The sequence below is a fragment of the Acetobacter musti genome, from assembly GCF_011516835.1.
GTDB lineage: Bacteria > Pseudomonadota > Alphaproteobacteria > Acetobacterales > Acetobacteraceae > Acetobacter > Acetobacter musti.
The window spans coordinates 1-13,001 of sequence record NZ_WOTB01000057.1 but is presented as its reverse complement, the minus strand read 5'-3'; the positions used below and the strand labels follow the sequence as shown (position 1 = coordinate 13,001).

Annotated in this window: 7 protein-coding genes and 2 pseudogenes; 7 read left to right on the top strand and 2 right to left on the bottom strand. The window is 48.6% G+C overall.

Annotated elements, in window-relative coordinates:
- On the top strand, window positions 1–208 hold a 208-nt coding region (locus tag GOB93_RS21280), incomplete at its 5' end, for a hypothetical protein (protein WP_206752624.1).
- A 226-nt stretch (window positions 209–434) separates the two neighbouring features.
- On the opposite strand, the gene GOB93_RS19920 is transcribed toward GOB93_RS21280, so the two are convergent.
- Window positions 435–1,796 carry a discoidin domain-containing protein gene (locus GOB93_RS19920; protein WP_173585146.1) on the bottom strand — a complete coding sequence of 454 codons (1,362 nt, stop codon included), beginning with the start codon at window positions 1,794–1,796 and terminating at the stop codon, window positions 435–437.
- A 510-nt stretch (window positions 1,797–2,306) separates the two neighbouring features.
- On the opposite strand from GOB93_RS19920, the gene GOB93_RS19915 reads away from it, so the two are divergent.
- The 3 genes and pseudogenes from GOB93_RS19915 (at window position 2,307) to GOB93_RS19905 (ending at window position 4,345) form a co-directional block, all read left to right on the top strand.
- Complete coding sequence (locus GOB93_RS19915; RefSeq protein WP_173585145.1) at window positions 2,307–2,498, top strand: hypothetical protein; 192 nt, start codon at window positions 2,307–2,309, stop codon at window positions 2,496–2,498.
- 323 nt (window positions 2,499–2,821) lie between these two features.
- Window positions 2,822–3,663 (top strand): annotated as a pseudogene (locus GOB93_RS19910) (integrase core domain-containing protein); the annotation flags it as partial.
- A gap of 451 nt (window positions 3,664–4,114) precedes the next feature.
- Window positions 4,115–4,345 carry a helix-turn-helix domain-containing protein gene (locus tag GOB93_RS19905; protein WP_173585144.1) on the top strand — a complete coding sequence of 77 codons (231 nt, stop codon included), beginning with the start codon at window positions 4,115–4,117 and terminating at the stop codon, window positions 4,343–4,345.
- A 630-nt stretch (window positions 4,346–4,975) separates the two neighbouring features.
- Here the strand turns inward: GOB93_RS19905 and GOB93_RS19900 are convergent.
- Window positions 4,976–7,186, bottom strand: a complete 2,211-nt coding sequence (locus GOB93_RS19900; protein ID WP_173585143.1) for a hypothetical protein — start codon at window positions 7,184–7,186, stop codon at window positions 4,976–4,978.
- Between the two features lie 494 nt (window positions 7,187–7,680).
- On the opposite strand from GOB93_RS19900, the pseudogene GOB93_RS22320 reads away from it, so the two are divergent.
- From GOB93_RS22320 to GOB93_RS19885, 3 genes and pseudogenes are all read left to right on the top strand, one after another.
- Window positions 7,681–8,065 (top strand): annotated as a pseudogene (locus GOB93_RS22320) (IS481 family transposase); the annotation flags it as partial.
- Between the two features lie 139 nt (window positions 8,066–8,204).
- Window positions 8,205–8,417: a helix-turn-helix domain-containing protein gene (locus GOB93_RS19890; RefSeq protein ID WP_173585141.1), complete on the top strand. Its 213-nt coding sequence runs from the start codon at window positions 8,205–8,207 to the stop codon at window positions 8,415–8,417.
- Between the two features lie 1,188 nt (window positions 8,418–9,605).
- Window positions 9,606–12,323, top strand: a complete 2,718-nt coding sequence (locus GOB93_RS19885) for a hybrid sensor histidine kinase/response regulator (RefSeq protein WP_173585140.1) — start codon at window positions 9,606–9,608, stop codon at window positions 12,321–12,323.
- Window positions 12,324–13,001 lie beyond the last annotated feature (678 nt).

Below are 13,001 nucleotides of genomic sequence, written 5' to 3'. Positions count from 1 at the left end.
ACTTGAACTCTGCCGCATACCGTTTCCGCGTAACCTTGCCCATAAAACCCGTCCTCGTTCAGGCCAGATGATAGCTTATCGCCCTGTCCGAAAAATGGGGACCACCTCTGACAACGAAGATTTTCGCGCTGAAACATGCTCGGGCAATCTCGTGCATTTCCGTTTGATGCCCGGCCAGCGCTTAGACAGTGTGGAAATGCCACCATAGTAGAAACTTTTTAATCGCAGGCCCGTCTTCAACGATTGCCTTTGAATAACAAAGAAATACTCAATACAACAGCTTAGAGCCTGTTTGGAAATTCAGGGATGAGCGTTTATGCGGCCTCTCTGCTCTGGCGTCCACATCCAGAGCTTGAATCACACTTCAGCGACTTTCCAAATAGGCTCTTAACAGGTTCCGATTCCGGAACTCTGCCAAACTTAAGAAACAGTAATCAATAACAATAAACTTCAACCTGCGAAAGGTGAAGTGGTTCGGAGCCTCTTTGAACTATTTTTATATATCTGCAAATGTGACCTTTTCCAAAAGTCAGCTTTACAGGCTTATGGTCTTTGCAATCAAGTGGCAGATCATTATCTTTCTGGTAAAGAGACTCCCATATGTTTCCGTCTTCGGACCCCATTACGGTAAAATTATTAAATCTGTTCCACAAAAAAGGACGAACGTAGATCACAACACTTCTTATTGAAAAATTACTTTCAAGATCGACCATCCACCATGGGTCGGTCTCAGTATCAGTATGATTAGACGGAGAATTCAGAAATCCATCAACAACGCAAGATGCATCTGTATTTAAATCTGGATTGAAGGAATATTCACAGGTGGAGGATTGTGTGGCCGGCTTCGCAAATGCGATGTTAATCGCCGGTAATTGCCTAGTCCAGCCCTCAGAAAATGCAAAGTTCCAGAATTTCAGAAGAAGATTATGATTCTTTTTTTCCTTTATTTTTATCTCAAGATCATTAACAAAACTATCTCCATCCATGCAGGAAATACCTGTATATAAATTTGATGTTCTGTCGAAAATGGTCTCGACGTCATTAACGAGCAGATTCTTTTTCACAAAATCTTTTCCTGTGACAGGATGGCAAAGAGTTCCCTTTTTGTAGAGGGTCGGGTCGTAGACATATTTATGATTCATGAAATTGAACAGACTTATGTCACATATATCTCTCAGATTTAAGACCGTGGTCTTGTCATCTGATAGAGCCATCGAGGCGGTAAAAGTCTCACAGTAAGGCCAGTCTCTTTCTATGTCTTTTTCGCTAATCAGAGAAATTCGTTTTTTATATAATTTATCAATGAATGTTCCCGAACAGATAATGACCGGAAAAAATGCTTTTGCAGTATTTTTAAACCATCGTTTCACATTTCTGTGATGTTCGGCGTGAGCCGGACTATTTATCTCGGAAATATCTGCGACAAAATCGATTTTCTCTTCAAGGCATCGGTTCAAAAGTGCCTCGACGTCAATATTCAGAATCGCATCTGCTTCGACCATACAATACAAATCATAACCGGGCTTCGATTTCCTTAGTGCATATAAAGCGTAATCACCATTGAAATGAAGATTATTACAGTCTTTTGGAAGATGAGGTAGACCCTGTTGGGAAAAATCAGACGTATGACTGATTTTTTCAAACGGAGACGTGTCGATAATCCTTCCCGTCTCGTCAGCTAATATAACGAAGTCGCATCGAGGCGTCTGACCGTATAATTTTCTCGATAAGCAGTCCGATACTTCATTCCAGAAATGTGTTCTAACAGCAACAAGAATATTTTTGTTTTCTAGCAAAGCTTTTCTCCGGCGCACAAGACATGTTTTGCTACATATATGTTTTAAATCAGGTTAAGGAAATAAAAATAATCGTTAATTTGCTGTTAAATATTTATGCGAGGTTTTTTAGTAGTTGGAGGATACTATGTGTTTCGTGTGAAAAAGCTGGTATTTCTGTTGTCATGTTCTAAGAGCCAGTTTGGGAAATTGGTGAAGTGTAATTCACGCTCTGGATGTAGATGTCGGAGCGGAGGGCAGACGGCCCGGATCACGCCCGGGGAGAAACGCTGCCCATCTGACCTGACGGACGAGGAAAGGGAGCGGATGGCGGTTTATGCCAGCCACCGGGCGTCGCGGCCGCCCATGGGAGACCGAATTCTACAAGGCGATCAACGCGGTAAGCTATTCTGTTGGTTCAGGCTGCGACTGACTGATGCTGCCGATCAGCTTGGTTACTGGCGCGACAGTTTCTGTTCCAGGCCATCCATGACTTTGAACTGATGTCCCGGCCGAAGGCAGGAAGACAGCGTGACCAGTCCGACAGCGGCGGTGATCAGCGGCTGGAGCAGCAGAACGCCGTCTCATGCGGGGATAAGGGATGACGATGCCGACAAAGGTCGTCGGGCCGCAGGGCATATCGCTATCGATACGGACTGGCGCCTCCTGATTGTCAAGCAGACCTGGGCTGAGATCTCTCAGACCGTGCCAGCGCTCAGGTGATCCTGGATGCGATCCGCAGGCGCTGACCATGGGTGAAGCGTGTGTTTACCGAAAGCGCGTATAACCCACTCAAACTTTTGGCTAAAGCAGCCTCGCCGCCATACTGGCCGGACGAAAGACGGTCTGAAGCTGCATGCTGTGCTCGACGGCGAGGCTCGTCCTGCCCGTCTTTCTTTGACGCCGGTCAGGTCAGTGACTTCAAAGATGCTGATATAGTGCTGACAGACCTACCGGCCGAAACCGGAGAGGTCGGCGGGGAACACTGACCTTGCCGCCTGAAATGCCCCTGATTTGAGGTAAAGTCTCTCCACCGGAGACAGACGATAAAGAAAGCATGTTTCGCCCAGAATCAGATCATCAGGAGCAGCAGGCAGGCGTGAGGGCGACCGATCCGTGCCGCAGACACGGGATCAGCAAAGCGACGTTCTGCGCGTAGTTCTCGAAATACGGCGAGATGGAGGTGTCGGAAGCACGGTGGCCCAGGGACTTTGATGAGAAGAACGCGAAGCTGCGGCGACTCCCTGCGGAGAGCATGACGGACATCCCGACGCTGAAGGACCTGCTGGCAAAAAAAGTTCATGATGCCCGGTTTGCGGCGAGGTACCTTCGTCTGGGCGATCAGGGAGAAGGATTACGCGCAGCGGCAGCCTGCCGGCTCACTGGCATGGATCCAAAGACCTGAAGCTATGCGTCATGCCGCCCGGATGATGCCGCGATGAAGCGCCTCAACGGATCAGGCCCGCGGCGTGGCCCCGATTGCGTGTAGGACGCGCTGAATAACGGACCGCGCTTCCGGGTGCTGGCAGTGGCAGCGACTACACGCGTGAATGTCTGAGGTCGTGGTGGATACATCGCTGTCACGCGAATGGCTCGGCCGGGAGTCCATCCGGATCGACAACCATCGTTGTTCGCCGCTGATGATCGTCAGCGACAACGGCGCCTGGATGACCTCGAACGTGATCCTGGCCTGGCAGGAAAAGCAGTCCTTGCTGTGGCACTGCATTGCACCGGGCAAGCAGCAGAACGGGTTCATCGAGAGCTTCAACGGCCGGTTGCGTGATGAATGCCTCAACAAGCATCTGTTCCGCAATCTTGCCACGCCTGCCTGGTCATCAAGCCTCGATGGCATAACGCGCCACAGGCTTTCGCTCAGCACGCCAACAAGGGTAGCGGGCAACCCGCAGATCCTAGCTCAGTAATGAGAGCACATTGGGGGCAGGTCACGCCGGATATGACAGTAACAGGATCACGCAGCCGCCTGCAGAACGGAACATCACTTCCATTAGCCCACCAAAGAACAACCGGAAATCAAGGTAACCGATGTTTATATCAGAAGCATCATCTTATCGAAAATATGTTTGCCGGACCCGTAGACTGGCCACGAACTGCAACACGATATGACAGATAAACTCATATATTCATGTCAGCAACCCACATCGCTGTAAGCTTCATCTCCTTGCTCACGGAACGAGTCTCGAGCCTAAAATCGCGCGAGATGAAAAATCGAAAAAATTTACTCATTTTGTTGAGTCAGTGACGTTGTGTTGTCTGATTGACTCATTACCCATGTATATAGACAAATCTGAATATATCAAAACTCGAAGAAAGTCTGGTTAATGATGAGGAACAGCAAAAGCAGTGCCGAACATATAATAGGAAACAATCTCTCTCGTATTCGTCGTGAAAACGGAATTGCGCTTTCCGAACTAGCTGCGGCAATCGATATTTCATATGACAGAATAGCTCAGGCTGAGGCTGGAAGAGTGCGACTGAGTCCGGAAGAATTGATAGCCATTTCTCAGTTTCTGAATATAAAACTCTCCCAATTGCTGAACAACCTGCAATAAACAATTATGTAGCAATTTCTGGACAGAGCACATAACCTAAGGGCCATCTGAGCGTTTCGTTCGCAGCGCTGCGAGCAATACCGCTCTGTATCGCCAAGGTCATGGCATCTCGCTGCAAACCAGGCGTCACCAGTCTTTGCCAGCAGTTCTGGCAGCATAAGTACGTCTGTGACGCCCTGTAAGAAGCTGCTTCAGATCGGCGCTCTACTTCCTCCCGCGACTTGAGTCGCACCGCCTCCTGAAGGCTCCATCCCGCCGTATTTCGATTACTATGTGCAGAACGTCGCATCGCTATTCTGCATATCTCAACCATATTATAAACGTTGTGTATTATACTTGACCGGTGCCATCCTACTAAACGATGTGGCTGGCCTTATCAGCTTGAGAGAATAGATCTTCTATCGGTCAAATATTGTATAATTCCGATTAAAGACGATTCCATCACTATGATGTATCGATTTTTGGAAATTCCGATTTCGCTCTCACTCCACAGTCTTCGATATTCTCATATATATTGGATGCTGACAAAAGATGGAGTGGGGTTTCTAGCCGAGACCGCACTGTTCGTAAGCATTTACGGCGAAAAATGGCAACCATCGTCGGGTCAGAAGCAGTTTGAACTTGCAGAGTTCATGGATGGATAACGGCATCGCCAATACTGTCCGTCCACTGGGAGCCATTCCACCATACAGGGATGCCAACGGCTCTATGGGTACTATGCGAGGATTTACAATCGCTGCAATAGCTCTGCGTGCCTTCAGCAACTCCGGTGTGTGCGAGACTCCTATAGCCGTGGACCGTCAAGCCAAGACCCCCACCTATAGCCTCCTTGGAGCGCTCCAGGATGTTGCCCGTCGCATCCACTTGCAAGGACGCCGCCGCAGTCGAAATGGTATTTTGGAATATGAGATGCCCACCGACGTTTGAAATGAGATTGCCTGTAACGACCATATCGTGATTGGCATTTACCTGTGCCGAAAAGTTTGCATCCGCCCCTGACAGGGTTCCGGTGAACGTCGCTGTCGCGCCATAATAGCCCGCAACGCCCCGCAGGTTTCCCCCGCCGCTGACAGAGGTACCCATCAGCCAATCGCCGTTCGGCGTAGGATACCACTGCACCCAGTTGGTCTTGAATGTTGGATCCATCCCAAGGATGCCGGAGCCACCGAGGACAAGCGCATGCGTCAGCTCAGTATTGCCATTCGAGATAACCCTGAGACCGCAGATTGCACCGTACGCACCGCCGCAAAGGGAGATATCCTGCGTGTCCGTCCCGAACGCGTTCCACTTAATCGCGGCCATGCCGGCACCAGACCGGAACGGATCGCTCGGGTCGGCGTCAACGGAACCGATGATGGCCAGAATATTTTTCGAAGCGTCGCCTTTTGCTTCCCCTTTTCCCGCAATATTGGCCTGCGTCAGAACCATGCGATGCCCCAGATAGCTCAGGCCCTGCGACTGCGTCATCACATAACCTTGGCCATCCGTTTTCGTCGTGCAAGCTCCTCTCGAGATGAAGCTCGAGGCCTCAATGCCATAAACACCGCAGGTTGCATCACCAATCTGTAGATGGTGGTTAATATATCCACCGAGATACATATCCGTGCTGTCGTCGGTCAGCTTATAGCCATTGCCGTACGCGTTAATCATCACGCCATCAATTTTATATTGATAGTCCGCGGTCTGATTCGCCAGAAGGTCATACTCCACGCCAGTCATGGCACGCGTAATGCTGTCATTACCAGGTGTATATTGTGCCATATCATTGTGGATAGTCTTGCCGTCCGACATGCCGATGAAGACCGCCTGATCCGGATAATTCCACACGAGCCCCGGAGCTGCCGAGGAGGTGTCCGACAGCTTGTCAATCGAGTCGCCACTGTTCGTGCCTGGCGCGCGTGCGGCTGGATTGATGCTATTCTGTGTCCGCCAGCCCGGCTGTGTGGTATCGTCATCCGTCATAACGGGGAATTTTAGACCACCATCCGAAGTCGTTGTTGCCTTTGAAGCGTCCATGTAAGCGTAATAAACATTCGGCCTGCTGAACCCATGGGGGGTCGGAGCGGTATTATTGCCGTTCTTCCAGTTCGCATACACTCGGATTATTCCCGCACCCCGAATCAGAGCAAGCTGCGCCGGAGTAAAAGAAGGCGTGACAGTGAAGCTTGTCTTACCGAATGTGACGACCCGTTTTATACCATCCGTGTTAGTGATATCGACACCGGCTTTGAGTCGGGGCGGGTTATTGTTCGTCTTGGTGAACTCCAGGACGCCGTCGGTTCCACCCGCGCCGTTACGGTTAGCCATGAAGGATGAATCTGCATCCTGCACAGTCAGGATCGCACCCGAGTTATCCGAATGACCCATCAAGAGTCCAAGCAAATTCAGATAGGCATCCGCGTGATCCTGTAGCCCACCCATATGGATCGTTCGGGGCGACGAGGGCGTGTCCCCGAAGTTATCGAAGAACGCCGCAAGAGGCCGCCAAGACTTGTCCTTCCACGTAAGGCCATAATCAAGCGGAGCTGTGCCTATGTACGCATGCCCCTGAGCCATTATGTCGGCAGTGATATTCGAAAGGGACGCGATCTCACTGTCCGTCAGGCGTGGTGCCTTCTGTCCGACGTCAATCTCGCGCAGAGTGGTTGCGGTCAGCGCGCTCGTTGCGGAGATCTCCTTTTGCAATGTGATCAGCATCGGTCCGAGTGCTCCGATAGGTTTCCCATTCATGAATACAGGCGTGCTCCCATCCAGCCCCTGCTGCGGGTGAAATTGCGCGTGAGCAGCAAGCGGGCTGCCGAAGGTCACCAGTGCCCCAAGTATCCGGAGATATTTCATCATATCGTGTTCAGACCGAGATTATCCGCTAGTATGCCATCGCTCAGACACGAATTTCTTTCAAGACGAGAGCCCGTGGTGAAGCGAATTTCTGCAGGCAAAGAAGGCAATCTACCCGGATCATCTGACGTACTCTGGCGGAACGCGACCACCCCGGTTCTCGCGGTATTCATGATCAGATTGTCCGGATCAGAGGTAGTCGGTGCGAAGCTTGTCGTCATCATTCAGCCGGAAATAAAAGGTGGTGATTTGGTCATGTTCATGATCGCCAGACCGCCAGCGCACATGTCTCCACAATACAAACTAGTAAAACGCGAGATACGTCAAGGACGCCACATGCAAGACAAACGTAAGCATACGTGGTATGCTTAGACAAAAACTGTCTTACCGCTGTTGTAGAGGGGAGACTAAGATAATAATACAGTCAACGTGCTGGCCACAGAGTGTAGCCTGTTTGTTTATTCCGGTGGTTTGTTGGTGTGATATTTTTCACGCGAGTGGAAGGAAGCCCGGCGGGGTGGCAGATACATCATGGCAGCGCCACGAGCACGCGCGCCATCGCGGCAGCAATACCGCGATCGCAAGCTTCGCTCGCGACGCTGAGCCGGGCGTTCGGGAGCGACACGAAGACGGTTGCCAAATGGCGCAGGCGCCAGACGGTCGGTGACCGAAAACCGGAGAAACCAAGGCGTTCACTTTCTGTCGTCGTATCCTGCTGCCTCTGCTCGACTGCTGCATGCCTTGCAGGCGAGCAGTCCGCATCTGACTTGGCCGCGCCCTGTATCGCTGCTTTCAACGGAATGGGATCTGGCCATTACCGGATCTGGAGGCGACAGGCCAGAAACGCAGCCCTTCGGGCGCTATCCGATCGGGTTCTTTTATAACATAAGGCCAGCCACCCGTGGACTAATGGTCAGGCTGAGCGGATGGCCCGCGCGATCACGACGGCAGCCATCAGGCGCCTGCACCGCGGCTGCCATAATCACTTTACGAAATTCGCAAAAAAAGATAAACGCCGCGCATGAACCTTGCTCTCACAGTCGCGCATAATCTCCAGTTCTGGCGGCATGCTCGTCGTCTGACCGTCACCGAGATAGCCAGCAAAGCATCAATCTCTGTGGAGAGTCTCCGGTCCATCGAAGCAGGAACAATTCTCCCGACTCCTGAGCAACTTATCTCGATTTGTGAGGTTCTGGCAATTTTGCCGAGTCAGCTTGTCGGTCAGAATAAATAGACGGGCTATTTTTTACGAACATTCTGACTGATCACATTGCGACAACGAAGACGTGGAACTCTCTGTTCTTCCGCTAACTTTACTTCCTGTGTTAAATTCCGAAGACACCCTTAATAAATCATGCGCATCATAAATTAACTTTATCGCCCTTACGGTGGTTTCACGGTCGCCGGCCAAATAAGCAGCATCCGCAATGGCTAATAGTTCTTTTAACATTTACCGTCCACATCTGACACAGCGTCTGCATCATATATCTAATCATTTTCCAAAACGAAACATAGAAAGCTGAATTTTTCAAACATTTTTAATCCTGATGATTTGAGATATTTCTTTTTAAACTCGACTGCTTATTAATGATGCACGCGCTAAAAAATACAACATGGGCGTTGCTTTCTGTCGCTTTGTTTTCTTTCGAAAATGCAGTAGCGTTTGTTGTTGTTAAGTGCGGCCAGGCGTTGGTTGCCGATTTTAGTGAAAAGAAGTTCAGCTTTTCATGCCCCAGATATTAAGATCAGTTGATTGGACGGGTGTAGTTTTATGCGTGCTACTGGCAGTGGGTTTATCTGACTGCGCCGGACTGCCATCCAAATCTTTGCATACGAATCAAGCGAAAGACGAGATTCCCGCAACGCCCCAAAATCGGGCGCGGTCACGCATCTCGACGGGCGCATGGCTATTCACAACCAAAGATACGTGTCGGGCTACTCTTGCGGCGACGTTCTGGAGTCTTTCTTTTAAAGCTGACGGCCCGTTTGTATTATTCTCATTGTCATGCAAGCACGATATTGCTGCGAGGTGCAGGGATGTAAATGCTACACTCAGATTCTCAGATGTAGGAGTGCACTGGTATCACACATTGCATCGATTCTCACCGGGCGAATATCGCTTAAATTTAAAGTTGACACCGAAAGTCGAAAGCGAGCTGCTGGCAGTTATGAGTGGAGGTAAATTTTTTATAACAACGTCTGCCGGATCGACAGATATTGTTGAATTTACTGGCAGTGGTAATGGTGCCGCGCCTTGGCTTTTTTGTTTACGACGGTGAAACGAGTATTTAAAAAGGCAGCGGCGTTGCGTAGCTATATTTTTTCTATTCTTTTGGCTTCTGTATCAGCGCTCTCGATAATATTCTGTTATCGAGAGTATACTGTGAATATGTATAATTTGAATATACAACGAAAAAACGAAATGCAAATTGATGGTATTATTTCTGATATAGATAATAAAATATCAAATATAAATAGTAAATTGTCTATAAAGCAGAATTTGTTTAATAAAAATCAAAGTGATCTGGTCTTACTGGCTGTTAGCGGGACTCTCAAATCGGTTCAGGTTCACCTGTCAGAGATCGCTGATCGGGCTTTTGCGTGCTCTGACTTTAGTCGCCTAAACGCAACAGAATGCCTTTTGTCACTTCCGTCTCAAAGGAGAATGATCCAGCAATCGGCGATATACAGCCAAAGCGATACTCCGCTGGTTAGTACTGAACCTCTCGACATAAACGTCAAAACCACAATGGCTCTTGCAACGTACCGAGCGCTGCGTCCCGCCGGTCGTGCTGCCCTTATCTCCTCGAGAGGCGAGATATTCTATATTGAGCGCAAAGAAAGTGAGAAATGGAATTCAGTTCGATACTTCGTAGCTCTTCTGTCGCCGAAATATTTTGGTTTTGATGATAAGGCAATATGCTCTCACGTAAAATCTGGAAGCATTACTCTCATATTCCCGGGGGATAACAGGAGAATTTCAATAGATTGCGGCGCGCCAGCAGGTGATATTAACTCTTTGAGAAAAGGTGACTTCGACACTGTTCTTGGCGTACATCTTATTACGCTAATTGGTGATTTAAGAGATGAGTCTTTCGCAACTTTGCGGCCAATCAGTTTTGATCGTACAGGGAAAGGTAAATATTTTATAATTTCCCAGATATCGATTTTATTTGGAGTTGTCTTTCTTATGGGTTGCCTGATCGTGTACTCGCGACGTGATAGTCGCTCGTATGTGGATATGGACAATCTGAAGATTATCATGCACGAATTGATGAATGACATTATTTCATTAAAATCATTGGGTAATATGCTGCATGTTTCGCAGCAAGACGGAAGAAGTGAGAAGATACTTAAGGCACTGCGTCTTAATTGCGATTCTATTATTTCGTATTTTGATGGAGTTATTCGATCACTAACGTCTGGAAATAAACAAATTTCGATATCTAATGTAAATTCTAATATATTTGAAATTATTATGGATATTGTTGAAGTATATAAACTGCAGGCAGAAAATAAAGGTCTTGATTTTGTTTCGTCAATAAACCTAAATGATATTAATTCCTGGTATTGTGATCCGATTTTAATTCGTCATGTTCTTAGTAATATCTTGGGAAATGCAATAAAATATACTGATAAAGGAATCATATCTATTTCGGTGTCGATCAAGGATTGCAATGATAAGCATCGATTGTTGATCAGTGTGGAAGATACGGGATGCGGTATAGAGTCCCAATCAAATATTGATATCTTTGCACCCTTTGTGAGAGGAAAAAATATCTCGCAAAACGTTGCTGGTTTTGGCGTTGGCCTGCACATTTGTCAAATTGCAGCAGACCTTATGAATGGAAGTATTTATTTTGAGCCTGGCCAAAAAGGTGGGACAAAGTTTGTGTTCGAGGGTGACATAGAGCCGGCGGTTGTGTCGCGGGTATTGCGTCAGGACGGTCATACGGTTGTTTTGGCAGGGTTATCTCCATCCCACAATACATATTTGATGGATCTTCTGAAATCAAATGATGTTAAAGTAGATACTTCAGACGACAGCTTTACCACCATAGCGGTTTGCGAACGTGTTCTATTTCACTGGAAGAAACTAGATCTTGTTTTGCTCGACGGAGATATTGAAGGGGAGTCAATTGAGGTCACAGTCGAGAAATGTTTGGCCTCATGCGGTGATAAACTCTCCACAATAGCTGTTATTGGAGCAGACTTGTCAGCGCTGAGCACGCCAGGAACGTCTATCGTCAGGCTTGAGTATCCCCTGGACGAGCAATGTATTTTTAATTTATTGAATCAACCGCTCAGAGCGGTAGAGACTGAAAGAAAAGACAAGAAAATAAGGGTGATGTTGATCGAAGATAATCCGGTCAACACGTTTTTCCTTAAATCAGGACTGGAAAGCAGGGACTGTTCCGTATTCACCGCCGCTTCGGGAGAAGAGGGATTGTTACTTCTGCAAAAAGAATCATTCGACTGTGCTTTGGTCGATCTTCGTCTCCCCGGAATATCGGGATTCGAGGTCGCGAAGTGTATCCGGACAGCCAGATGCGGGACGTTGCCGATTATTATCGGAATCACAGCTCATCTTCTGGAGGATGTGTCTTCGGAATGCCGCAAGGCGGGTATGAATGGTGTAGTTTCGAAGCGCTCTGATCTCGCTGACACTGTCAGTTTTATGCGTTCGGAGTTGGCGCGTGCATCGGGTTGCACTGTGCTAAATACTCAAATGTCTCTTCATTCCCATAGCTCAGGCGATTTGATCTCCGAAATTGATGAGATAAAGTTTGACTTTCATAAATTGCAATCCTGCTGGTCCCGTATGGGTAATGTGGCAGTGCGTGAGCTCATAGCTGAGATTTCTGCTGACATGCCGAGGTTATTTGATGAGATGAAGACTGCTATTAGCTCCGGGGAGTTCTTAAAAGCCAGTGATTTGGCACATAGATTCACGGGCATATTTTATCAACTGGGAGGTATTGATTTACATGATCAGTTACTGGCATTTGAAGATTCCTGCCGGGACTCAGACAGCGAAGCTGCGCAAAAACTGATCAATGAATCGGAACTGAGCTGGCAATATGTAAGTCGGATTCTTACGAGATTTCTTAAAGAAACAGTTACAAAAAATGCCGCGTGAATTTGCGGGCGCAACGTACAGTGATCAGCAGGCCTTACCTGAGGAACGTGTCTGCGGCGGAATCCTGCCTGTCTTTATCGTATCCTAACGCAATGGGCTGTTGGTACAATCGGTAGCTGAGAGGGGCATGGGATTGTGCAGATGGTATCGCGCGGGGGTTCCACAGTGCGGACAGCGGCTTTGCACAGGCAGACCGCAGCTTGGCCACTGTAAGCTTGCCGGAATTCCTGGTTTTCCAAAGGCCACATGAGGTGGCCGTCGGGATCAGTCGGATTGATCCGCCGGTTTCGTGTCGGTCCCCGGTCGTGACGTCCCGTCTTCGCGCTATACGCTTTTTTCTCCTGGGACGCGGAGCATGCCGGCATCGGCTGCTTCGACCCGGGCACAGGCTTCGTCCTGCTTCGCTTTCAACATTTCACATCGGGCAGATTTCTCAAGCCTAAGGATCACAGCCAGTGGTGTCCCCACGTTGCGTCTCATCAATCAGGCGTCCTTGATGTCGGCCGTCAGCTGTCCTCGAGGGATTTTAATCCGATCATCGCTCAAAGAGCGGCATCTCGAGGCGTCGGCATCGACGCGGATTTCTCACACTTGAGGCAATTTCGGGTCATTTTGTAGAATTCAGTCATCCCACAGGAGCCCGATCTGGAATATTGACGATATTCTGCTTCTGGCGGC

Excerpts from the sequence above, each read along its gene's own strand:
- GOB93_RS19900 (WP_173585143.1), bottom strand. The coding sequence starts at position 7,186 with ATGATGAAATATCTCCGGATACTTGGGGCACTGGTGACCTTCGGCAGC.
- GOB93_RS19890 (WP_173585141.1), top strand. The coding sequence starts at position 8,205 with ATGAACCTTGCTCTCACAGTCGCGCATAATCTCCAGTTCTGGCGGCAT.
- GOB93_RS19905 (WP_173585144.1), top strand. The coding sequence starts at position 4,115 with ATGATGAGGAACAGCAAAAGCAGTGCCGAACATATAATAGGAAACAAT.
- GOB93_RS19885 (WP_173585140.1), top strand. The coding sequence starts at position 9,606 with ATGCAAATTGATGGTATTATTTCTGATATAGATAATAAAATATCAAAT.